The 23,321-nt window shown below is 61.6% G+C and carries 18 protein-coding genes and 2 tRNA genes; 8 read left to right on the forward strand and 12 right to left on the reverse strand.

The window, feature by feature from the left end; genetic code table 11:
* Positions 1 to 9 precede the first annotated feature (9 nt).
* The 12 genes from ACP7AX_RS12610 to dnaA all read right to left on the reverse strand — a co-directional run bounded on the left by ACP7AX_RS12610 (position 10) and on the right by dnaA (position 13,336).
* On the reverse strand, positions 10 to 963 hold the full coding sequence (locus ACP7AX_RS12610) for a DMT family transporter (RefSeq protein ID WP_426226739.1): 954 nt from the start codon (positions 961 to 963) through the stop codon (positions 10 to 12).
* A 69-nt stretch (positions 964 to 1,032) separates the two neighbouring features.
* Positions 1,033 to 1,108 (reverse strand) — tRNA-Ala (locus tag ACP7AX_RS12615).
* Positions 1,109 to 1,181: 73 nt separating this feature from the next.
* A complete protein-coding gene (locus ACP7AX_RS12620) occupies positions 1,182 to 1,358 on the reverse strand; it encodes a DLW-39 family protein (protein ID WP_426226740.1) in 177 nt (58 codons plus the stop codon).
* An 8-nt stretch (positions 1,359 to 1,366) separates the two neighbouring features.
* Positions 1,367 to 1,440, reverse strand: a tRNA-Ile gene (locus tag ACP7AX_RS12625).
* Between the two features lie 98 nt (positions 1,441 to 1,538).
* Positions 1,539 to 2,225 (reverse strand): DUF3566 domain-containing protein, encoded by a 687-nt coding sequence (locus ACP7AX_RS12630; RefSeq protein ID WP_131683532.1) that lies wholly within the window; start codon positions 2,223 to 2,225, stop codon positions 1,539 to 1,541.
* Positions 2,222 to 4,900: a DNA gyrase subunit A gene (gene gyrA / locus ACP7AX_RS12635; protein WP_131683531.1), complete on the reverse strand. Its 2,679-nt coding sequence runs from the start codon at positions 4,898 to 4,900 to the stop codon at positions 2,222 to 2,224. Before gyrA ends, ACP7AX_RS12630 begins: the two co-directional genes overlap by 4 nt.
* 59 nt (positions 4,901 to 4,959) lie before the next feature.
* The gene (gene gyrB, locus ACP7AX_RS12640; RefSeq protein ID WP_426226741.1) at positions 4,960 to 7,050 is read right to left on the reverse strand and encodes a DNA topoisomerase (ATP-hydrolyzing) subunit B; all 2,091 of its coding nucleotides are present in this window, start codon (positions 7,048 to 7,050) and stop codon (positions 4,960 to 4,962) included.
* 371 nt (positions 7,051 to 7,421) lie between these two features.
* The gene (locus ACP7AX_RS12645; protein ID WP_426226742.1) at positions 7,422 to 7,982 is read right to left on the reverse strand and encodes a DUF721 domain-containing protein; all 561 of its coding nucleotides are present in this window, start codon (positions 7,980 to 7,982) and stop codon (positions 7,422 to 7,424) included.
* On the reverse strand, positions 7,975 to 9,198 hold the full coding sequence (gene recF / locus ACP7AX_RS12650) for a DNA replication/repair protein RecF (RefSeq protein WP_131683528.1): 1,224 nt from the start codon (positions 9,196 to 9,198) through the stop codon (positions 7,975 to 7,977). Before recF ends, ACP7AX_RS12645 begins: the two co-directional genes overlap by 8 nt.
* 45 nt (positions 9,199 to 9,243) lie before the next feature.
* Entirely contained in the window at positions 9,244 to 10,128 is an 885-nt protein-coding gene (gene gnd / locus ACP7AX_RS12655) for a phosphogluconate dehydrogenase (NAD(+)-dependent, decarboxylating) (RefSeq protein ID WP_426226743.1), read from the reverse strand.
* Positions 10,129 to 10,255: 127 nt separating this feature from the next.
* Complete coding sequence (gene dnaN / locus ACP7AX_RS12660) at positions 10,256 to 11,380, reverse strand: DNA polymerase III subunit beta (RefSeq protein ID WP_131683526.1); 1,125 nt, start codon at positions 11,378 to 11,380, stop codon at positions 10,256 to 10,258.
* Positions 11,381 to 11,914: 534 nt separating this feature from the next.
* Positions 11,915 to 13,336 carry a chromosomal replication initiator protein DnaA gene (gene dnaA / locus ACP7AX_RS12665; protein WP_131683525.1) on the reverse strand — a complete coding sequence of 474 codons (1,422 nt, stop codon included), beginning with the start codon at positions 13,334 to 13,336 and terminating at the stop codon, positions 11,915 to 11,917.
* Between the two features lie 469 nt (positions 13,337 to 13,805).
* Between dnaA and rpmH the strand changes: the two genes are divergently transcribed.
* From rpmH to ACP7AX_RS12705, 8 genes are all read left to right on the forward strand, one after another.
* Entirely contained in the window at positions 13,806 to 13,943 is a 138-nt protein-coding gene (gene rpmH / locus ACP7AX_RS12670) for a 50S ribosomal protein L34 (protein ID WP_003800212.1), read from the forward strand.
* Positions 13,944 to 13,982: 39 nt separating this feature from the next.
* Positions 13,983 to 14,393: a ribonuclease P protein component gene (rnpA, locus tag ACP7AX_RS12675; protein WP_131683524.1), complete on the forward strand. Its 411-nt coding sequence runs from the start codon at positions 13,983 to 13,985 to the stop codon at positions 14,391 to 14,393.
* On the forward strand, positions 14,386 to 14,781 hold the full coding sequence (gene yidD / locus ACP7AX_RS12680; RefSeq protein ID WP_131683523.1) for a membrane protein insertion efficiency factor YidD: 396 nt from the start codon (positions 14,386 to 14,388) through the stop codon (positions 14,779 to 14,781). The genes rnpA and yidD overlap by 8 nt, the downstream gene beginning before the upstream one ends.
* Before the next feature lie 16 nt (positions 14,782 to 14,797).
* Complete coding sequence (gene yidC, locus ACP7AX_RS12685; RefSeq protein ID WP_131683522.1) at positions 14,798 to 15,772, forward strand: membrane protein insertase YidC; 975 nt, start codon at positions 14,798 to 14,800, stop codon at positions 15,770 to 15,772.
* A complete protein-coding gene (locus ACP7AX_RS12690; protein WP_131683521.1) occupies positions 15,772 to 16,335 on the forward strand; it encodes a R3H domain-containing nucleic acid-binding protein in 564 nt (187 codons plus the stop codon). Before yidC ends, ACP7AX_RS12690 begins: the two co-directional genes overlap by 1 nt.
* Positions 16,336 to 16,357: 22 nt before the next feature.
* A complete protein-coding gene (gene rsmG / locus ACP7AX_RS12695; protein WP_131683520.1) occupies positions 16,358 to 17,008 on the forward strand; it encodes a 16S rRNA (guanine(527)-N(7))-methyltransferase RsmG in 651 nt (216 codons plus the stop codon).
* Between the two features lie 87 nt (positions 17,009 to 17,095).
* Entirely contained in the window at positions 17,096 to 18,163 is a 1,068-nt protein-coding gene (locus ACP7AX_RS12700) for a ParA family protein (RefSeq protein ID WP_426226744.1), read from the forward strand.
* A 65-nt stretch (positions 18,164 to 18,228) separates the two neighbouring features.
* Positions 18,229 to 19,503, forward strand: coding sequence for a ParB/RepB/Spo0J family partition protein (locus ACP7AX_RS12705; protein ID WP_131683519.1), 1,275 nt, complete (start codon positions 18,229 to 18,231; stop codon positions 19,501 to 19,503).
* Positions 19,504 to 23,321: the final 3,818 nt, after the last annotated feature.

Consider the following 23,321-nt stretch of genomic DNA (forward strand, 5'->3'; position numbering starts at 1 on the left):
CCGCAGGGGTCAGTCAGTTCCCAGCTCCGCGAGACGGTCCGACGGCGGTTCCCCCGCCTGTGTGCCGGCCGCCGCCTCAGCGCGGTGCTGCCGCGCTCCGACGGAGCGTTGTCCGAGGACCACGACGGCGAGGCCCACCAGGATGAGTGCCAGTCCGGCATACGTGCCACCCGGGAGCGTCTCGTCCAGGAACACGGCTGCCAGCAGGGCTGCGCCGGGGATCTCCAGCAGAATGATCATGGACACCAGCAGCGGGCTCATGGTGGCGAGCAGGTGGTTGAAGGCCGTGTGGCCCACCAACTGGGCACAGACAGTGATGGCAGCGATGCCCAGCCAGCCTACGGCGTCGAACCCCACCAGGGGCTGGCCGCTGAAGAGCGCCAGCACGGCCACGAGGGCAGCGCACATCCCGTAACACAGCGTGGTGTAGGTTCCCGTGGTCATGGTCTGCCGGGCCTTGCCGCCGGCCAGCGTGTACAGGCCGGCCAGGGCACCGCCGGCAACCGCCAGCAGGTCTCCCACGAGGGCATCAGTGGAGGATCCCATATCGAACCCGGTGATGGTGACCACGCCGCCAAAGGCAATACCCAGCCCCACGAGAACCTGCCAGCGGTGCCGGGTCCCCCGGAAGAGCTGGAAGACGGCGATCCAGGCTGACTGCAGGCAGACCAACGCCGTTGCCGCCGCCACGGAGGTGAGCTGGAGGGAGGTGATGAAGCAGGCAAAGTGCAGTGCCAGCGCCACGGCCGCCAACAGCGACCAGCGGAACTCCGGCGCCGTAATCCGGCCGAACTGCCGCGGTTCACGGACCAGCGTGGGAGTGGCCATCACAGCAGCCCCGATGGCGTTCCGCCAGAAGGCGATGGCCAGGGCGCTCACCGTGGTGGCACCCAGCGTAGCGGCAATCAGGGGCCCGGAAGAGGCTACGCCGAGGACGCCGATAGCCGCCAGAAAGAAGTTCACCGTTCAACCCTAATGGTCCGCTTAACGAAAAAGCCCCGGACAGCTATTCGCTGTCCGGGACTTCCCTTATGGTGGAGGCACGGGGACTCGAACCCCGAACCCCCTGCTTGCAAAGCAGGTGCGCTACCAATTGCGCCATGCCCCCATAAGAAGCAACCCGTCAATCATACCCTGAATCCCTGGAGCCTCTTGCCAGCTCCCGGACCGGGTCCCGAAGCCTATTCGACCGAATCGGTCGACTGGCTCCAGACTGTTTTCCGGGCCTCGGATTCCTGTGCTTTCCTGTAGAGCAGGATGCCTGCGACCGCAGCTGCAATTGCGAGCAACTTCTTCACATGCACCCCATTCCGATCCTGCCTGCCGAAGCAGACTGGATCACTCCAGAGAACCTGCACAGGTTCCGTGGGCGTACCAGGACTTGAACCTGGGACCTCTTCGTTATCAGCGAAGCGCTCTAACCGCCTGAGCTATACGCCCCGATGCCTCATCGGGCCGAGATACGACTTTACAGCACATCCCGGCCCGATCTCAAATCGAGGCATTTTCCGGAAGAATAACCGGAAAATAGTGGGATTTCAGTCGTCCGTGAGGGTCACGCCGATGCCACCCACGAGGGTGGCGGAGATGTTGTACAGCACCGCTGAGAGCATGGACAGGGCAGTCAGCAGGACAACGTTGACCACGGCAATGATGGTGGCAAAGGAAGCCACCTGGCCAAGGGATGCAACCTTCTTCAGTTCGAACCCGCCGCCTTCGGAACCGGCCAGGGTCCCCAGGAGGCTGTCCACCTGATCGAAGATCCCGGTAAGGTCCAGGACGGTCCATAGCACGATCGCTGCGACAACGGTGACGATTCCCAACGCCACAGACAGCAGGAACGCCATCTTCAGGACGGACCAGGGGTCAACCTTGCTGACCAGCAGCCGCGCGCGCCTGACCTTGGCCTTGGGTGCAGGCTTGACCAGTCCGGGCTGGGCCTGGGCCGGGCGCTGGCCCTGGCCTGGCTGGCCCTGCAAAGGCCTGCCCTGCGGGGGGCGCTGGCCGGCCGGTGCCTGGGCTGAACGCTGGACAGGCTGGCCCTGTGCCGGGCGCTGGCCCGGAGTGGCGGGGCGCTGGCCCGGGGCAGCAGACGGGGCTCCCGCCGGTGCGGCCGGACGCTGCTGCGGCCGGACGGGTGCGTTCACCCGCGGCGCGGCCGCGGGTTGCGGCGTTCCAGCGGGAGAAGCGCTGTTCGGCTTGGGATATGAGTCGGGATTACTCACTCGTTACCTCCGGTGTAGTCTTCGTTCGGCTCAGCGTCGCCGGAGGCGTCCTCTGACTCAACAGCCGGTGATGTTTCTGCCATTGATGCTGACCCTGCGGATCCCTCGGGGGAACCGCCATCTTCAGCCAACGTTACGTCATCGTCCGCGGATTCTTCGCCCTCAAGGCCGCGTTCGCTGTTCCTGGCCACCTCGATGATGCGGTCGTTCTTGTCCGGCTTCGCGAAGATGACTCCCATGGTGTCGCGGCCCTTTGCAGGAACGCCGGTCACGGATGAACGGACAACCTTGCCGCCTTCCATCACCACCAGGACCTCATCCTCTTCCTGGACAATCAGTGCGCCCACCAGGTGCCCGCGTTCCTCCTGGTACTTGCCCACCTTGATTCCCAGGCCGCCACGGCCCTGGAGGCGGTATTCCTCTACCGCAGTGCGCTTGGCATACCCGCCCTCGGTGACCACGAAGACAAACGATCCGTCAGTGACGACGTCGGCCGCCAGCAGTTCGTCGTCCTCGCGGAACTTCATTCCAGTGACGCCCGACGTTGCGCGGCCCATGGGGCGCAGCGCATCGTCTGTGGCGGTGAAGCGGATGGACTGTCCCATGCGTGACACCAGCATCAGATCGTCCGTTTCGGAGACCAGCTGGGCGGAGACGAGTTCGTCGCCGTCGCGCAGGTTGATTGCGATGACACCCGCGGAGCGGTTGGTGTCGTAATCCTCCAGGCGCGTTTTCTTGACCAGGCCGCGCTTGGTGGCCAGGACCAGGTACGGGGACTGCTGGTAGTCCTTCAGGTCCAGGACCTGTGCGATGTGCTCATCCGGCTGGAAAGCCAACAGGTTGGCCACGTGCTGGCCCTTGGCATCCCGGCCGGCTTCCACCAGTTCGTAGGCTTTGGCCCGGTAGACACGGCCCAGGTTGGTGAAGAACAGCAGCCAGTGGTGGGTTGTGGTCACGAAGAAGTGCTCCACCACGTCATCTCCACGGAGCTGGGCACCCTTGATGCCCTTGCCGCCGCGCTGCTGGGACCGGTAGTTGTCGCTGCGGGTGCGCTTGACGTAGCCGCCACGGGTAATCGTGACAACCATTTCCTCTTCGGGAATCAGGTCCTCCATGGACATGTCGCCGTCGAAGCCCATCAGGATCTTGGTCCGGCGGTCATCACCATGCTTGGCGACGATCTCGCCGAGTTCGGTGCTGATGATCTCCCGCTGACGGTGTTCAGATTCCAGGATGGAGGTGTATTCCGCGATCAGCGCTTCGAGTTCAGCGTGGCGGTCCTGGATCTTCTGGCGCTCCAGGGCTGCCAGGCGGCGCAGCTGCATGTCCAGGATGGCCCTGGCCTGCAGTTCGTCGATGTCCAGCAATTCCATCAGGCCATCGCGCGCGGCCTCGGTGGTATTGGAGGCTCGGATGAGTGCAATGACCGCATCCAAGGCGTCCAAGGCCTTCAGCAGCGCACGCAGGATGTGCGCTTCTTCTTCGGCCTTGCGCAGGCGGTAACGGGTCCGGCGTGCAATGACGTCCATCTGGTGCGTTACCCAGTGGCGGATAAAAGCGTCCAGGCTCAGCGTGCGGGGAACGCCGTCGACGATTGCCAGCATGTTGGCGGAGAAGTTGCTCTGGAGTTCGGTGTGCTTGTAGAGGTTGTTCAGCACCACCTTGGCAACGGCGTCGCGCTTGAGCACAATCACCAGGCGCTGGCCGGTGCGGCCCGAGGTCTCGTCGCGGAGGTCAGCGATCCCGGAGATCTTTCCGTCCTTGACCAGTTCGGCGATCTTGATGGCAAGGTTGTCCGGGTTGGCCTGGTACGGCAGTTCGGTGACCACCAGGCAGGTGCGGCCCTGGAGTTCCTCGACGTTAACCACAGCGCGCATGGTGACCGAGCCGCGGCCCGTCCGGTAAGCGTCCTCAATACCCCGGTGGCCGAGGATTGTTGCTCCGGTGGGGAAATCGGGTCCCTTGACGCGCAGCAACAGCTCTTCGAGCAGTTCCTCGCGGGTGGCGGTCGGATTCGCCAGGTACCACTGGACGCCGTCGGCCACCTCGCGAAGGTTGTGCGGCGGAATGTTGGTGGCCATACCCACGGCGATGCCGGAGGATCCGTTGACCAGCAGGTTGGGGAACCGCGCCGGCAGGATAGTGGGTTCCTGGTTCTTGCCGTCATAGTTGTCCTGGAAATCGACGGTTTCCTCGTCGATGTCGCGGACCATCTCCATGGCCAGCTGCGCCATCTTGGTCTCGGTGTACCGGGGGGCGGCAGCGCCGTCGTTGCCGGGTGAGCCGAAGTTGCCCTGGCCCAGAGCCAGCGGGTAGCGCATGGTCCAGTCCTGGATCAGCCGGACCAGCGCATCGTAGATGGCGGTGTCGCCGTGGGGGTGGTACTGGCCCATGACTTCGCCCACCACACGGGCGCATTTGTTGAACGAACGGTCCGGGCGGTAGCCGCCGTCGAACATCGCGTACAGCACGCGGCGATGCACCGGCTTCAAGCCGTCGCGCACATCAGGCAGGGCGCGGCCAACAATGACGGCCATGGCGTAGTCAAGGTAGGAGCGCTGCATCTCCGTCTGCAGGTCCACCTGCTCCACGCGGTCTACCAGCACATCGCCTACAAGCACGTCTTCCGGAAGATCGGCTGATCCCGCCGGGTTCTCAGGTGTCTCGTCACTCATCGTTTATCTTTTCCGTTTCAGGTATATGTCGGTTATGGAATATCTAGGCGGGGGGCCGGCTAGATATCCAGGAACCTGACGTCCTTGGCGTTCTGCTGGATGAAGTTGCGGCGCGATTCCACGTCTTCGCCCATCAAAGTGGAGAAAATCTGGTCCGCGGCGAGGGCATCATCCATGGTGACCTGCAGCAGGGTGCGGTTGTCCGGGTCCATGGTGGTGTCCCAGAGCTCGGTGTAGTCCATCTCGCCGAGGCCCTTGTAGCGCTGGATTCCGTTGTCCTTGGGGATTCGGCGTCCGGCAGCCTGTCCGGAGACGAGCTTGGCATCGCGCTGTTTGTCGCTGAAGACGTAGTCGTGCGGCGCGTTGGACCACTTGATCCGGTACAGCGGCGGCTGCGCCAGGTACACATAGCCGTTCTCGATCAACGGGCGCATGTAGCGGAACAGCAGCGTCATCAGCAAGGTGGTGATGTGCTGGCCGTCAACATCGGCGTCGGCCATCAGCACGATCTTGTGGTACCTGAGCTTGCCGAGGTCGAAGTCCTCACCGATGCCGGTGCCGAAGGCCGTGATCATGGACTGGACTTCGGCGTTGCCGAGCGCCTTGTCCAAACGGGCGCGCTCCACGTTAAGGATCTTGCCGCGCAGCGGGAGGATTGCCTGGGTTTCCGGGTTGCGGCCGCGTTTGGCGGAACCGCCGGCGGAGTCACCCTCCACGATGTAGACCTCACAGCGGGCGGGGTCCTTGGAGGAGCAGTCCGAGAGCTTGCCGGGCATCCCGAAGGACTCCAGCGGACTCTTGCGCCGGGCGTTGTCGCGCGCCTTCCGGGCAGCCATACGGGCCTGGGCGGCGGAGATTGCCTTCCGAATGACATCGCGGGCCGGACCGGGGTTCCGTTCCAGCCAGTCGCCCAGGCCGTCCGTGACCACGCGCTGGACGAAGCCCTTAACTTCAGAGTTGCCCAGCTTCGTCTTGGTCTGGCCCTCGAACTGCGGTTCGGCGAGCTTGACGGAGATGACTGCGGTCAGGCCTTCACGGATGTCATCACCGGTGAGGTTGTCATCCTTTTCCTTGATGATGCCCTTCTCCCGCGCATAACGGTTGATGAGCGAGGTCATGGCGGCGCGGAAGCCCTCTTCGTGGGTTCCGCCCTCATGGGTGTTGATGGTGTTGGCGTAGGTGTGAACACTCTCCGAATAGGCGTTGGTCCACTGCATGGCCATTTCCAGGGCGATGTGGCGTTCCGTGTCCTCGGTCTCGAAGGAGATGACATCCTCATGGACCACGTCCACCTTTTTGCCCGAGTTCAGGTGCTTTACATAGTCCAGCAGGCCGTCGTCGTACTGGTACACCACGGTGCGGTGTTCTGCGGTCACTTCACCTTCGGTAACCACCGCGTCCAGGTCCAGGTCCTCAGCGGAGGCTGCATTTTCCGTGGGGGTCCGCTCGTCGGTCAGCGTGATGCGCAGGCCTTTGTTCAGGAAGGCCATCTGCTGGAACCGGGCGCGGAGGGTTTCGAAATCGAAGTCTGTGGATTCGAAGATGCCGGCGTCAGGATAGAACGTCTGGGTCGTTCCGGTCTGGTCGGTCTCTTCGCCCTGGACCAGTCCGCCCTGGGGCTTGCCGCCGTCGGCGAAGGACATCCGCCACACGTGGCCCTGGCGCCGGACTTCAGTGTTCACCCGGCTGGAGAGCGCGTTGACTACGGAGATGCCTACACCGTGGAGGCCGCCGGAAACCGCGTAACCGCCGCCGCCGAATTTGCCACCGGCGTGGAGGATGGTCATAACCACTTCGACGGTGGGTTTGTGCTCAGTCGGGTGCATGTCCACGGGGATACCGCGGCCGTCGTCCACAACCTTGACGCCGCCGTCGGCCTGGAGGACTACTTCAATGTGCGTGCAGTATCCGGCCAGGGCCTCATCGACGGAGTTGTCCACCACTTCATAGACCAGGTGGTGGAGGCCCCGGAGCCCGGTGGATCCGATGTACATGCCAGGGCGCTTCCGGACCGCTTCGAGGCCCTCAAGCACTGTGATGTCGCTGGCACCGTATTCCCTCGGAGTCACGGCTTCCGCCGGAGTGCCGGGGGTGGGGACATCCTCCGCTGCGCGCTCCACTGCCTGGGTATCTGTCATGTCGTTAGCCACAGGTGCTGTCGACTCCTCTTTTTCGATGATGGCCGGCGAATTCTTTCCAAGGGAAAGCACCCGCCAACAGGCACAAGCTGATGGCGCTGAAGAGTAGGTCGACCTGCAGAACCGAAGTCCGCCTGCTGAGGGCATACGGAGAACGGACTCAGTCAACGTTTCACCGGCGCCCAGTTATCTCATGTGATTCTATCGTGAAATGTGCCGCAACCCCGCATTCCAGAGGCGTCGCCGTACCTGTCTTTGCCTGTGTCTGGCCATTGATCACGCCTAGGGCGCCCTTGCGGTGCGGCCGCCGGGTGCCTATACGCCTCAGGGCGGTTAGACCGCCCTACACGCCGCCGAACGGAGATACAAGGTCCGACGGCGGGCTAACCGTAGGTATCGCGGGGTCCCCGGCCGTTGACGGTACGGCCGCCCTTGCGCCAGCTGGGTGCCGAGGGGCCGAGCACCTGGATGCTGGTCACCACGCCGTCGCCCAGTTCGGTGCGGAATTTCTCCAGCAGGCTGATGCTCAACAGACGCAGCTGGGTAGCCCAGGCTGTCGAGTCGGTGCGGACGTGCAGAGTGGTATCGGCGAAGCTTTCCGGCGTGCAATGCGCGGAGATTTCCGGACCAACCAGGGTTGCCCATTCGGCCATCACCGATCCCACCGCCACGGGCGAGGTCCAGCCGCGTTCCGCCACAAGGCGTCCCACAACCTTGCCCAGGCCCAGCGGGTCCCGGCCGGTCGAGTGGAACTGGCTGAAGCCGCGGGTGTCCCGGATTCCGCGTTTTGCCTTGGCCGAACCCACCGGAGGGGACGCTTTACGCCGGATTTCCCCGCGCGCCGCAGCAGCCTCCCGCATCCGGTTCAGCGCAGCCTGCGGGGCATCAATGTTGTCGGGATCGCGGCCGGGCTGCAGCCCGCCGTTCCTCTCGTCCCTACTCATCGATTCCTCCCGGGATAACCTTCACCCGCCGGCCGGACAGTTCCGCCGGAATATCGGCCTCGACGGCGGCGGTCACCAGGACCTGTTCCGCGCCGGAGACTATTGCCGCCAGTTTACGCCGCCGCTGCACATCGAGCTCGGCAAAAACATCGTCAAGAATCAGGATGGGAGCGGAACCGCCGGTCCGGGCGTCGTCCAGCATGACGTAGTAGGAGGCCAGCCGGAGCGAGAGGCACATGGACCAGGTTTCGCCGTGGGAGGCATAGCCCTTTGCAGGTGCTTCACCGAGAACCAGCTCAAGCTCATCCCGGTGTGGCCCCACCAGTGAGATCCCCCGCTCCAGCTCTTTACGGCGGGACGCCGCGAATGCCTGGATATAGCGTTCGGTGAGTTCCTCGACGGAGAGGTACCGGAGTTCTTCAGGTCCACCGTCCTGTCCGGAAGGGGCAGAGCCAGCCATCCCGGTTCCGGAACCGGTGTTTCCGGATGAAGGGCCGCCGTCGTCGTCCATCAGGTTCTGGAGGGTGGAGCGGTAAAGTGCGCCGGCCTCCTTGGATCCGTCCGTGAGCTGGGCGTAAGCCTTGGCCAGGTGCGGGCGCAGGCGTTCCACGAGTTCCAGCCTTGCGTACAGCAGTTCGGCTCCGGCCTTTGCCATGTGCTGGTCCCAGACATCCAGAGTTGCCTCATGCGCTGACGTGAATTTGCCGGCCCGGGCCGATTTGAGGAGGGCGTTACGTTGCTTCAGGACGCGGTCATAGTCGCTGCGCGTCGCCGAGTGACGGGGAATGAGGCTCACCAGCAGCTCATCGAGGAACCGCCGGCGGTTTGAGGGGTCACCCTTGACCAAAGCAAGATCTTCGGGAGCGAAAAGCACTGTCTGGCAGATCCCCAGCAGGTCCCTTGCGCGGACGGGGTTGCTGCGGTTAATGCGGCCGCGGTTTGCCCGGCTGGCATTGATTTCAAGTTCCAGCACTGTGGTCTGTTCGCCCCGGACCAGGCGGGCCCGAACCAGCGCCCGGTCGGTCCCGAACCGCAGCAGCGGAGCATCGGAACTGACCCGGTGCGAACTGAGCGTGGCCAGGTAGCCAATGGCTTCCATGAGGTTGGTCTTGCCGATGCCGTTTGAGCCCACCAGTACCGTGACCCCGGGTTCGAGGGCAAGGTCAACCTGGGCGTAACTGCGGAAGTCAGTCAGCGAAAGGTGTTCTAAGTACACGCGGTCTTCAGAATTCTCGGAACCCCGCGGGCCCCGGGCTGGTTGCTACTTGGCGGGACGGGTGGCATGCCCGCCGAACTGGTGGCGCAGCGCGGATACCATCTTCATGGCCGGGGAGCTGTCCTCACGGGATTCGAAGCGCGCGAACAGAGCGGCCGTGATGGCAGGTGCGGGAATCGCGTTGGCAATGGCTTCTTCGACCGTCCATCGGCCTTCACCTGAATCCTCGACGTAGTCGTCAATGTTCTGCAGTCCGGGATCCTCATCCAGCGCCTTGACCGCGAGGTCCAGCAACCAGGACCTGACCACGGTGCCCTTCTGCCAGGCGCGGAATGTTCCTGGGAGATCGTTGATAATGTCCTTGGAAGCAAGGAGCTGGTAGCCCTCGGCGTAGGCCTGCATCAGGCCGTATTCGATCCCGTTGTGGACCATCTTGGCGTAGTGGCCGGCACCGATTCCGCCGACGTGGACGAAGCTGTCGGCGCGGTCTCCCTCCGGCCGGAGTACATCAAAGACGGGCAACGCGCGCTCAATATCCGCAGCGTCACCGCCGGCCATCAGCCCGTACCCGTTCTGCAGGCCCCATACGCCGCCCGAAACACCGCAGTCCGCGAACCGGATGTCCTTTTCGGCCAGCGCAGCACCATGCTTCTGATCTTCGGTGAAACGCGAGTTGCCGCCGTCGATCACCAGGTCGCCGGCGTCCAGCTTGTTCCCGAGTTCGGTAATGACGGCATCGGTGATTTCGCCTGACGGAACCATGACCCAGATCAGCCGCGGCGCAGGGACGGCGGCAATGAGTTCGTCCACCGAGGCAACATCGGTGACCTCGGGGTTGCGGTCGAAGCCTGTGACTTCAATGCCACCCTTGCGCAGGCGTTCGCGCATGTTGAAACCCATTTTTCCAAGGCCGATCAGTCCGATATGCACGATGCGGGTTCTCCTTCTGCATTTGGGTGTCGGTTGTCGTTTTGAGGTTCAGAACGACAACAACTGTGTGGGCCCACGCCGCCAGGGGTTCCCTGGCCGAGCTGGCGGGGCGAGGGTGGCGGTGGGACTAGTTGGGGAGCCTGACGGGCATAACCAGGTAGCGGTAGTCGTCCTGGTCTTCACCATCGGCGTCCGCCTGGGCCGTGATCATGGCAGGCTTCGGTGCGGTGGTGAAGGAGAACCTGACGAACTTCGTTTCGATGACGCTGAGACCCTCAACCAGGTAATGCGGGTTGAACGCGACGGTGATGTCATCGCCGGAAAGCTGGGCTTCGAGTTCTTCGGACGCCTGGGCATCCTCGCCGGTGCCCGCGTCCAGGTGAAGCAATCCGTCGGTGAAAGCGAGCCTGACCGGGGTGTTGCGCTCAGCCACCAGCGATACGCGGCGTACGGCTTCGACCAGTTCCTGGGTCTGGACCGTGGCGTGGATGGGGGTTGAATCAGGGAACAGAGACCGGATCTTGGGGTAGTCGCCGTCCACAAGCAGCGACGTGGTGGTGCGGCCGCCGCTTTCGAAACCGATGAGGCGGCTGTCATCATCCGCCAGGGCAAGGTTGATGTCGCCGCTGTTGCCGAGGGTCTTGGCTACTTCGTTGAGGGTCTTCGCCTTGACCAGCGCGCTGGTGGAGATGCCGGGGGTGACGGGTTTCCACGGTACTTCCCGCATGGCCAGCCGGTAGCGGTCAGTTGCCAGCAGCGTGATGAGATCGTCCTCAATTTCCATCCGTACGCCGGTGAGGATGGGAAGGGTGTCGTCCTTGCTCGCAGCGATGATGACCTGGGAAACGGCCTGGGCGAAGGCATCACCAGGCACTGTTCCGCTGATGGTGGGCAACGCCGGCAAGGGCGGGTACTCGGCCTCGGGCATCGTGGCCAGGTGGAAGCTGCTCCGCCTGCAGGTCAGTGTGACTTTGTTTCCGTCTGTCTCGACTTCAACTGGGGCGGACGGGAGACTGCGGCAGATATCAGCGAGAAGCCGGCCCGAGACGAGGATGGTTCCTTCGGTGGTGATGTCTGCGGCGATTTCCAGCCGCGCTGAGGTCTCGTAGTCAAAACTCGAGAGGCTGACCGTACCGCCTTCAGCCTTCAAAAGCAGACCTGACAGCACGGGAACCGGCGGCCGCGGAGACAACGACCGGGCTGTCCAGGTGACGGCTTCTGCCAGGACGTCCCGTTCGACTCTGAACTTCACGGAAGGGTGCCGCCTTTCATTACTGCTGCATATCGAAACCGGGAACTCCGCTGGGGAGTCCAATGAGGAGTGCCCAACCACCGAACCTGCATGGTGATTCGGTAACCGAACCACAAAGAAACCCGAGGATGGGAGCGCTGCTGACAGCTTAGCCGGAAGATCTGCGATTAACCCATCCCCGGCTGCCGCCGCCGGGGTCCATAGGCCCTCGGCTGCACTTGCAACCTTGGCCCGTTCGGGGTGTGGATCGAGATTGTTGTTTGAGGGAAATCAATTTCTTGGGATTAGTAGTGTTAATAACTGCTGTGGAAACTGTGGATAACTCGATCTCACCGCAGGATCCGGCGGTTAAGCCCTGTTCATGGAGTGTGGGTGACGCAGTTTTAAACAGGCTGTGGATGGGGATAACATTTTTCGGCGTCAGGCCAATCCACAGCTGGCTTAAGGGTTTTAAGCCCATTAAGCGCGGTTGTCCCCTTAACTATCCACAGGCTTATCCACATGCGCCTGTTAATAAGGTAAGAGTGTGCCGGCTCAGGAGTCGCGCTGCTGCTGCTTGATCCGGTTGGTCAGTTCCGTGACCTGGTTGTAGATCACACGCCGTTCCGCCATCAGCTCACGGATCTTGCGGTCAGCATGGATCACCGTGGTGTGGTCCCGGCCGCCAAGTTCCTGGCCGATCTTGGGGAGGGACATGTCCGTGAGTTCACGGCAGAGGTACATCGCAATCTGGCGGGCCGTCACCAGCGTCCTGGTGCGCGACTTGCTGCAGAGTTCCTCCATGCTGAGCTTGAAGTAGTCAGCCGTCTGGGTGAGGATCTGGCTGGAGGTGATCTCCTGGGCGCCGTCGTCGGTGATGAGGTCCTTGAGCACCATTTCGGCCAGGGCCACATCCACGGGCTGGCGGTTCAGGCTTGCGAACGCCGTCACACGGATCAGCGCACCTTCAAGTTCCCGGATGTTGCTGGAGATCTTGGAGGCGATGTATTCGAGGGCGTCATCGGGCGCGGACAGGCCTTCGCTGAGAGCCTTCTTGCGGAGGATGGCAATACGCGTTTCGAGTTCCGGCGGCTGGATGTCAGTGAGAAGGCCCCACTCGAAGCGCGACTTCATCCTGTCTTCGAAGCCTGCGAGCTGCTTGGGCGGCAGGTCCGAGGTGATGACCACCTGTTTGTTGTTGTTGTGCAGCGAGTTGAACGTATGGAAGAACTCCTCCAGCGTCCGGTCCTTACCGGCCAGGAACTGGATGTCATCGATCAGCAGTACGTCCACGTTGCGGTACGTGGTCTTGAAACTGGCACCTTCGTCATCCCGGATGGAGTTGATGAAGTCGTTCGTGAACTCTTCGGAATTCACGTAGCGGACGCGGATTCCGCTGTAGAGCCGGCGGGCATAGTGGCCGATGGCGTGCAGGAGGTGGGTCTTGCCCAGCCCGGAATCACCGTAGATGAACAGCGGGTTGTAGGCCTTGGCGGGTGCTTCGGCGACGGCAACGGCGGCAGCATGGGCGAAGCGGTTGGACGAGCCGATCACGAAGGTGTCAAAAACGTACTTCGGGTTCAGCCGGCCGAATTCATGGGACGTGCTCGGCAGCATGGGCTGCGGCTTCTGTTCGATCAGCTGGTCCGGTGAGTAAGCAGGTACGACGACGGGTTCCGGTTCCGGGTGGATGGGAACCAGATCGGTGTCCACATCGATGGCGCAGCGGATGTCCTCGGAGAAAACGTTGTGGAGGGCATCGTCCAGGGCATCCTTGACCTGGGTCTGCAGCACTTCACGGGTGAGTTCATTGGGGACTGCGACGAGGAGCGTGGAACCGATCAGGCCCTGGGCCTGGGCCAGGATGACGAAGCCCCGTTGCCGCGGTGAAACGCGGTCATCCTGCTCGAGAAGGTTCACCACGCGCCGCCAGGAACTTCCGACAGTATTGGCGTGGTTGGCTTCGTCTACTGTCATCAATCAGTTCCTCAAAACTTGCGTGCCTGCATTACGTGCAGCCCCAAGTCCGGAACCAGGATGCTGGTCCAGCTTCATCCACAGGGTTATGCACAGTCCGTGGATAATCGGCTACTGAGCCACTCTAGGGGATCAAAAGGCCAGAAGATAGCTGGGAAGTAGCTTGTGGATAATTACACCGGTGTGGTTCCAAAACGGGCCCTGTGAGCCACTTCATCCACAGGCTGCGAGGCCGGGTTAACCACAGCCCGGGGCAGGGCAGGGAGGGCATCCCGGTTTGACTCTGACCTGCATTTTGCCCTAACGTTGTGAAGTCCTTTGTGTCCGCTTTCTAGCCCTATCTGAATCTCTCTGACGCACCGCGTTGGAGCAGCCGGGGGAAGCGTGCATATACAAAACTTAGCGTCGGCCAGTTCTTCCCCTTTTACTGATCGGGTGGGCGCACCTTTGATCCACTGGAGTAACTAACGTGAGCAAGCGGACTTTTCAGCCGAATAACCGCCGTCGAGCCAAGAAGCACGGCTTCCGCCTTCGTATGCGTACCCGTGCCGGCCGTGCCATCCTGGCAGCCCGTCGTGGCAAGGGCCGCACCGAACTGTCGGCCTAGATTCTGACTCGTCGGTAAACATTTCTTTGCGAGTTTAAGGTGCTGGCCACCCGTAACCGTTTGAGGACTGCAACCGAATTTTCAACAACTGTGCGTTCCGGTGTCCGTAATGGACGCCGGAACGTAGTGTTATATGCGGCAGCCATTTCTGCCGACGAACCCAGCCGGATCGGGTTCATAGTTTCCAAAGGTGTCGGGAACGCTGTTGTCAGGAACCTCGTTAAGAGGAGACTGAGAGAAGCCGGTGCTGCCTCGCTTCGCGAGTACGGTACCGGGTTCGCCATAGTGGTCCGGGCGCTGCCTGCGTCCGCGGCTGCCAGCTGGGACCAACTGCTGGCGGACTACAACGCCGCATTGGAATCAACCATGAGCCGGTTGGGCAGCCGCCTTCCAAAGGCTGCTGTAGACGGTTCTACCGGTACAACACAGGAGGGGACACAGCGTGCGTAAGGTAACTGCCGCCGTCGTCCGCTACCTCTTACCTGTTGCTGCTGCGCTGGGCACCTTCCTCTGGAACCTGCCCAAAAACATTCTTATTCTGCTGCTCATGGCCTACCGCAAGGTGATTTCCCCCTTGTATGGCCAGGTATGCCGGTTCTTCCCTTCCTGCTCGGCGTACGCCCTTGAAGCCATCACCGTTCATGGCGCAGTGAAGGGCAGCTGGCTGGCAGTCCGCCGCCTCGTGCGCTGCCATCCGTGGAATGCCGGTGGTGTGGACCATGTCCCCGCCGGCCACCGCCACTGGCCCGAACACCGGACCCCCACAATTGTTGTGCTGAACAACCCGGACAAGTACCTGGCTGCTCAGACTGATGGAGAAGGCCGCCTTGCGGCCTGACGAATAGGGATATCGTATGGACTTCTTTGAAACAATCATGTTTCCGTTCAAGTGGCTTGTGTCCATCATCATGGTGGGTTTTCATGAGGGCCTGAGCTCCATTGGCATGCCGGAAGCCTCCGGCTGGACGTGGACGCTTTCCATCATCGGCCTGGTGCTGGTGATCCGGGCCGCGCTGATCCCGGTGTTCGTCAAGCAGATCAAGGCGCAGCGCGGCATGCAGCTGCTGCAGCCGGACCTGAAGAAACTCCAGGACAAGTACAAGGGCAAGACCGATCAGCTCTCCCGCCAGGCCATGGCGCAGGAGCAGATGGCCATGTACAAGAAGCACGGGACCAACCCGTTCTCCGCCTGCTTGCCCATGCTGATCCAGATGCCGTTCTTCTTCGCGCTTTTCCAGGTTCTGTCCGGCATCAGCACCGCCCGTGATCAGGGCAAGGGCATGGGCGCGATGAGCCACGAACAGGTGTTGCAGTTTGACGACTCCACCATCTTCGGAGCTCCGCTGTCGGCCACCCTGCTGCACAACCCCGAGGGCAATGCATTCGCTGTTTATGTTCTGTCGATCGTGATGATCCTGGCCATGACCGCCTCGCAGTTCATCACGCAGAAGCAGATCATGGCCAAGAACATGTCTGAAGAGGCCATGGCTAGCCCGTTCATGCGCCAGCAGAAAATGATGCTTTACATCCTGCCCATCGTGTTTGGTGTGGGCGGTATCAACTTCCCCATCGGTGTGCTGATCTACTGGACAACCACCAACCTCTGGACTATGGCCCAGCAGTTCTTCGTCATCCGCCGCATGCCGACGCCGGGATCCCCCGCCGCCAAGGCACTCGCTGAGCGCCGTGCCGCCAAGGGCCTCCCGGTCCTTCCCATTCTGGGCGGGAAGAAGGCCGACGCCGAGGCGGAGGCAGCTGCCGCCGCTGCGCTTATCGAGCAAAAGGGACAGCGCGTCCAGCCACAACGTAAGAACAGGAAGAAGAAGTAATGTCAGCCGAGAGCACCGAACACGCCCTTTCCGACGAGGTCACCGAAGATCACGACGAGTCCGTGAGTGATGCAGATTCCCCGAAGGGTTCGTCCGCGAGCCGCCTTGAGGAGGAAGGCGACGTGGCTGCCGACTACCTTGAGGAACTCCTGGACATAGCGGATATTGATGGCGACATTGATATTGAAGTCAGGAACGGCAGGACTTACATCTCGATCGTTGCCGAGGAAGAGTCCGACAGCCTGGACAGCCTCGTCGGCGAAGACGGCGAAGTCCTGGAAGCACTCCAGGAACTGACCCGGCTCTCTGTTCTCTCTGCCACCGAGAACCGCTCACGCCTGGTGCTGGACATCAACGGTTACCGCCAGGAGCGCGCTGGCCACCTTCAGAAGATCGCCGAGGATGCAGCCGCTTCGGTCAAGGAGACCGGCAAGGCCGTTGCCCTGGAGCCGATGAGCGCCTACGAACGCAAAATCGTGCACGACGCCGTCGCCGACCTCGGCCTGGTGAGCGAGTCCGAAGGTGAAGGCGCCGGCCGCCACATTGTTGTATCCGCTGACTAGAGAATTGCTGATCCGCTAAATCATGGTTGAAATCACGGCAGCTGAACTGCTCGCGGCTGAGAAGATCTTCGGGGACCGGCTGGATCTCGCTAAGCGCTACGTCGAGCACCTCGCCACGTCCGGCACCGAACGGGGCCTCATCGGTCCCCGTGAGATCCCTCGGCTGTGGAGCCGCCATGTCCTCAACTGTGCGGTCATCGAAAGTGAGATCGCCCATGGCAGCCATGTTGCTGACGTCGGGAGCGGTGCGGGCCTTCCCGGGCTCTGCCTGGCCATTGCCCGGCCTGACCTGGAGCTGACGCTGATCGAGCCCTTGGAGCGCAGGGTCATCTGGCTCCAGGAAGTGGTGGATGACCTGGGCCTGACCAACGTCACGGTGATGCGAAGCCGTGCGGAACTTGCCGTGGGCCATGTCAAAGCTGATGTGGTCACTGCCCGCGCGGTTTCGGCGCTGAGCAATCTGGCCGGGCTGACCATTCCGCTGCTCGGCGGCAAAGGCGAGGTGGTGGCCATCAAGGGCCGCAGCGCGGGCGAGGAAATCGAGAAGGCCGCGAAGGTCATCCGTAAGCTCGGGGGCGTTCAGACTTCGGTGGTGACTGTCGGTGAAAATCTGCTGGAAGAACCCACTACGGTGGTGCGCATCGTCGTAAACAAGTCCGGAAAGATTGCCTAGTCCGGGCCCGGTAACCTTGGTCTGCAGGGCGAAGCGGTTAGGCTAGACAACGGCAGCAAAAAGCTGAACGAGAGTGAGTGTGTCCCAGTGACCAGTAGCGAAGCCTCCACACAACGGATCCCCCCGTTTGTGTCTTTGGGGTCAGCACGATCAGTTGCTGGCATGGGTTCCGCACCGGTCCGAACTGAAACGCACCCCAAAGTGGTTGCAGACGTGGCAGCTTTTGCTGCTGTTTCACGTGAAACAACAGCCGGTGGCAAGACCAACGTCATCGACACCATGGACGACTCCAGCCCCATTGCCCGTGAGCTCGCGCACGAGACAAAACGCCGCGAACGGTTGCTCGGGCGTGAACTGCCCAAGCCTGAGAAGACCCGGATCTTCACGGTTTCCAACCAAAAAGGCGGGGTGGGTAAGACTACTACCACCGTGAACATCGCCGCTGCCCTTGCTGCCGCAGGCCTCAACGTCCTGGTCATTGACATTGATCCGCAGGGTAACGCCTCCACTGCCCTGGGTGTGGAACACCACGCAGATGTGGACAGCATCTACGACGTCCTGATCAACGATTTTCCCCTCGCGGATGTTGTGGCTCCTTGCCCGGATATCAGCAATCTGATCTGTGCTCCCGCCACCATCCACCTGGCCGGTGCCGAGATTGAACTTGTATCTTTGGTTGCCCGCGAACAGCGGCTCCGCAGGGCTATTGACGTCTACGCCAAGACCCGGGCCAAAAACGGTGAAGAACGCCTGGACTACATCTTCATCGATTGTCCACCGAGCCTCGGCTTGCTGACGGTCAACGCCTTTTGTGCCGCCGGCGAGGTGCTCATTCCCATACAGTGTGAGTACTACGCGTTGGAAGGCCTGAGCCAGCTCCTGAAAAACATCGAAATGATCCAGAAGCACCTGAATGCGGATCTGGTTGTTTCGACCATTCTCCTGACGATGTATGACGGCCGGACCAACCTGGCTGCCCAGGTAGCTGCGGAGGTGCGTCAGCACTTCCCGGACCAGGTCCTTGGGGCCGTGGTTCCCCGGTCGGTGCGGATCTCGGAAGCGCCCAGCTACCAACAGACTGTTATGACTTACGATCCTTCCTCCAGTGGGGCCTTGTCCTATCTGGAAGCTGCTGCTGAAATCGCTCAGCGCTAGAATCTTCAAGAACTGCAACAACCGGAGTCAGGCTGGGCCTGCTCTTCCATCGGAGGGATTTATCCATGAGCGAGAAGCGACGTGGCCTAGGCCGCGGTCTTGGCGCACTCATTCCAAGTTCCGCCGCCGGGAGTGCATCGGGCAACGGTGCAGCAGCGTCGCGTCCCGTGGATCTCTTCTTCCCGGAGGGCCGCAAGAAAGTCTTTCCGTCGGATGAGGTTGTAGACAACGGTGAGGCAACCTCTGCGGGCTCCGCTTCTGAGGCTGTGAAGTCAGCTGAAAAGATGTCCTCGGAAAAGGCGCCTGCCAAGAGGGCTGCTGCAGCGCCGGCGAAGGCTTCTGCTAAAGCGTCCACCGGGGCGCCTGACAAGACATCTGCTTCGGCCACCCCACCAACCGCTGGTAAGGCCAACGCTGCTGCATCGGCGGAGGATGCCGCCGCTGTTGAGGCGTCCGCCAATGCGTCGGCTCCAGATGACGCGTCTGGTGAACTGGTTGATAATGGCGTGGACCTCGTGGATGTGCCCGGTGTGCGTTTTGCTGAGATCCCGGTGTCGGACATTCACCCCAACCGTAAGCAGCCCCGCTCTGTCTTCGATGAGGACGACATGGCGGAGCTGATTCACTCCGTTCGTGAAATTGGCGTCCTCCAGCCAATTGTGGTGCGTACTTCAACCGAAAAAGGTGGAGAACCATATGAGCTCGTCATGGGTGAGCGCCGGTGGAGGGCAGTTCAGGCCGCGGGCATGGAAACCATACCCGCCATCGTGCGCGACACCACGGATGATGACCTTCTTCGTGACGCCCTCCTCGAGAACCTGCACCGGAGCCAGCTAAACCCCTTGGAAGAGGCGGCCGCCTACCAGCAGCTGCTTGAAGACTTCGGGACCACGCATGAACAGCTGGCCGATCGCATAGGGCGTTCCCGCCCTCAGGTTTCCAACACGCTCCGTCTGCTGAAGCTTCCGCCGCTGGTTCAGCGACGTGTGGCCGCAAGTGTTCTTTCTGCCGGCCATGCCCGTGCGCTCCTGGCACTGCCGGATGCTGCGGCCATGGAACGCCTGGCGCAGAAGATCGTGGCCGAAGGAATGTCGGTTCGGGCCACGGAAGAAGCAGTGACGCTTTATCAGGATCCGACAACGCCGACCAAGAACAACATTCCACGGCCCGGTGCGCGGCATGAGCGTTTGGATTACCTGGCTTCCTCCCTCTCCGATCGGCTGGACACCAACGTAAAGATCTCGCTCGGCGTTCGCAAGGGGCGCGTCAGCATTGAGTTCGCGAGCGTTGAGGATCTGAACCGCATCATGGAAGTGCTGGCGCCGGGATCCGAGAACTAGTTCGATAGCTTGGGAGGGCCTGTTTCACGTGAAACAGGCCCTCTTTTCGTTTACAGTTCTTCTGGATTATGGTCCGCATGCCCCCTTTGGGCACTACGCGAAGGTTCAGAACTACGGTGTGTTGCATTGCCACAAGGCTCGGTGCTTGGCGGGTCACACCAGTGGCCTGCTGGAACCTTCGATTAGAAGGCGACACAGCCTCCGTCCGTTTGTGGTCCTAAAGGGCGAAGTCACTCAAGAATGTTCGTAATCGACCTGGCGATGCGCGAACGTGGCTTGTAAGGTTACATATCCGTTCCGGCATTGGGACAACAGCGCCTGATCTCGCACTGCGCTGGGCGTGACAGTAGTGCTGCCGTGGGCCAACCTCGCTCGCTCTTCGTCAGCAATGGGACGGACGGATTGGCCTGTGGTTCGACCCGGATAATGCTGTGGATCGGACTGATACCTGTATGTGCCACAGGTGTTCATCCATCCTCGCGCTCCTGAGGTTCGGGTATGGGAATGATCTGTAACGCCCCATTACTGCCAAATACCCCTTCGTATTGTCGAACCGCGGGGCATGTTTCACGTGAAACACCGCAGCTGCTTGAGGTAAGCGGTCAGCCTGGGCCAAGATGTCGCACCGCCTGTGCCAGTCAGGCACTATCGACGACGTTTCTCCGTAGAACAGTTCCAGATATGGAAGATGCGGAATAGCTGGCGACTAATGTAGACCTGGATCAGGTAGGGGCCCGGTCCGGGATGTTTCACGTGAAACAATGGTCCCTCGAATTGGCGGGCAACTCCCCTAGGGACGCGCTAGTCAACCTGTGCACGCCAGCCCAGCTTTCGCCCCGAGCAACTGAACTCGGTCACCTCCTGCGGTGGGCAAATCCGACGACACTTCCTGCCCCGCGTGGGTCGCTACCTGGCTGATGTAAAGGCGGACCTCGCGACTGCCAAAGATCTTAAATGTGCTTGATCCCAGGCTCGGACACGATGGGACGACCGACACGATGGGACGACCGACACGATGGGACGACCGACACGATGGGATGCCTGGTGAAAGGACATACCACCGCGGGGGCAGCACTCCCATTACCGAGCCCTCCCGGGTGGCGCAACGGGGTGCAGACCTTGGAGGGTCCTGGAGGCGTTTGAAGGGACGCGGGACGCCCTGTGAGCCCTAGCCGTGGTGCCTGCTGGCTCGTCGGTGCGGCAGTCGCCCTCCGCCGGCCGGCACGCAGGGTCCGAAGACCGTACCTGTGGGCGTGACGCTCCCCTACGCTGGCACACAGGGTCTGAAGGCCGTATTGCAGCCGCGACTCTCCTACGGCAGGCAAAACCGGCCTGAAGGCCGTACTGGCCAAGGCGCATAGCTATGCTGGATCACCTTAGCGGGCTCGATGGTCAAAATGACCGCCGATTGTCTGCAAGAAGCACCACGCCACGGATCGCTGTTCCTGCGCGCTGGCGACGATCATGGAGCGCCGTTTGGGCTGACATTGGTCAGCCCCCGGCCGGGACTAGAAGGCGTGTTGCCTCGATCGGCTCGCCGCCTTCTCTAGGAATGAATCTGTCCGTCTGCAGGGCTCCAGACTGAGCCCGGAGGTCCGTTGGCTCGGAGTTGTGGCCCTGGCGAGGGAGCATATCCATGCCGTGAGTGCGTGAGTGCGTGAGTGCGTGAGTGCGCGAGTGTCCGACGTGTTGAGCGTCAACGTGTGCCTCTACGCGCCCCCGGCGTGCAGGTACATGTTGCGGCGGGGACCGCTTACGGTTCCCACTGCTGGCATGCCTATCTCCTGTCCGATGGGTGCTGGCTTGCCGAGGCGGGCCAACACGAGGATGCCAGATGGCCTGATGATCGCGTGAATGAACCTGCGGTGGATGCCCGATACGGTGCAGGGGCGGATCGCGTACGGCGGGATCCACAACCCAAAGGGTCGGCAGGCGTTGAGGGCAAGGATATCAATCACCAGTCGCGTTATGCGCACTCGCCGACCGGGCACCGTAGTCCGTCCCACCCGCGTATGAGACGACACCCATCCGCCAGATCGAGATTCTGGCCGTGCCCGAGCGCATAGTTCCGGTCATCACCACTAGCGTGTCTGGCCGAAAAGACCCGATGGTGGTGGACCATGTGCACGACTCATGCGGCTCTCTCTCAAATCCTCTCGCCCCTCGATTTCATCGTGAGTCCCCCACGGAGGCGAGGGAAGCGCGGTGGATATCTCTGTGGATAACTTTGTGGACGGAGTCGTATCTCACAGCAGCTGCGAGTGGTTTCGAGTTGCCGCGGCCAGGGCTCAAGATGGGCCTCGCCGCACCATCCTACCCTCGTCGCTGGAGAGAGGACGGGGGTGTTTCACGTGAAACATTTCGGCTTCAGATCGTGACCTGTTTAGTAGGCATGCACGGGGATGAATTCAGTTGAATTACCCGTGTTTATTGGGACTTTCTGCATCATGTGGTCCCATAGGCCGGTTGCTCCTTGGGTCGTAGCTCTTCGGCTCGTTCCCTGAGTGTATAGACGAACCTAGGCATTAGTGCCTGCGCTGGTATGAGGGGACCCCAAATGCCCGATCCTGTGGTGGATTGGGCTGTGGATACTGCTGTGGATAAAGTGTGGGGATAACTTGTGGAGAACAGTGCCGGGAAGAACATCCCACGGCCCTAGCGAAGCTCGGGGTCGTGGGATCTTCGAGGCTCAACGTGACATCTCCCCGACCAGTGGACCTGCGCATGGGAACGTTATGTCCTAATGATGTCTACGGTGAGGCTCAACTCTAAGTTGCGGGAATGCTGAGAATGCGCCACTGGTGTTGCGGTCCTTGGGTCGACGCCGTGTATCTACGTTCGCGGCGTTCCACGCTCCCGGTTTCAGCCACAGGTTAGGAATCCACAGGCACCGCAAGGTAACCCTGAGTGCTCGCAGCTACGGCGCGCGTAGCTTAGTTGATCTATCGCCGGGTTGATCATGGGAAGTCACGCAGGCGTCGGCGCTGACTATGTTGGCTTCCGTAAAGGGGCATCGTATGAACTGCCGGCTGACTTCCAACTCGTCAGGCCCTGCTTACTCGTCCTCGCTTTTTCCAGGGAGTGCCGGAGATTGTCAGCCGGCGCTCAATGTGCTGCAGCCAGCGTGGTTAGGGATGGCACGGTGCGCTTACGCCGCCGCGCCTGAGCAGGCAAGTCTCAGACAGAGGATGTTTCACGTGAAACGGTGACAACAAGCGCTCCCGCATCAGGTCGAAGTCTCTCTTATACGCCTATCCAACCCAGCGAGCGTATGGGTTACCCTGACCGGAGAACTCCGGGAGGGGTAGACCCGGCTCCGCGTCCACTGGTCCACTAATGAGACCTTCATCCTGCTCCCGTGTTTCACGTGAAACATCTTACTCACTACCCGACATTGGACCACCTCCCAAAAGTGTCCGCGCACAGCTGCGCAGGCGTTGATTGTCCAGGACATGCGGCTCGTGCCCAATGCTGATCGAGCGTGATTGCTGTACTAGTCCCTCGCGGGCAGGAGCTCGGCCTGCATGCCGACGCCGCACGTCCCCAATCCGCGACAGCGCGCGATCGAAGTGGAACACCCAGGAGGAGCCTCGGCTAAGCCTTACGTTTTCGGTAGGCGGGGGCTCTAGGCTGTGGCCTGCATGTGCTGACATTGGTCCTGAGGACTCCGGTTGTGCAGCGGAAGTTGTCATTGCGCTCCGTGTCTTTGTTTTGTCGCAAGGAGATATCCTGAGGGAGGGCGCTGCACCCGGGATGAATGACGGCACGTAGGTGTAGTAGCTGCGCGTCTAGCTACTTGGTAGGTCCTGCTTTGTCTT

This window comes from Pseudarthrobacter sp. DSP2-3-2b1, assembly GCF_049895945.1.
Lineage (GTDB): Bacteria > Actinomycetota > Actinomycetes > Actinomycetales > Micrococcaceae > Arthrobacter.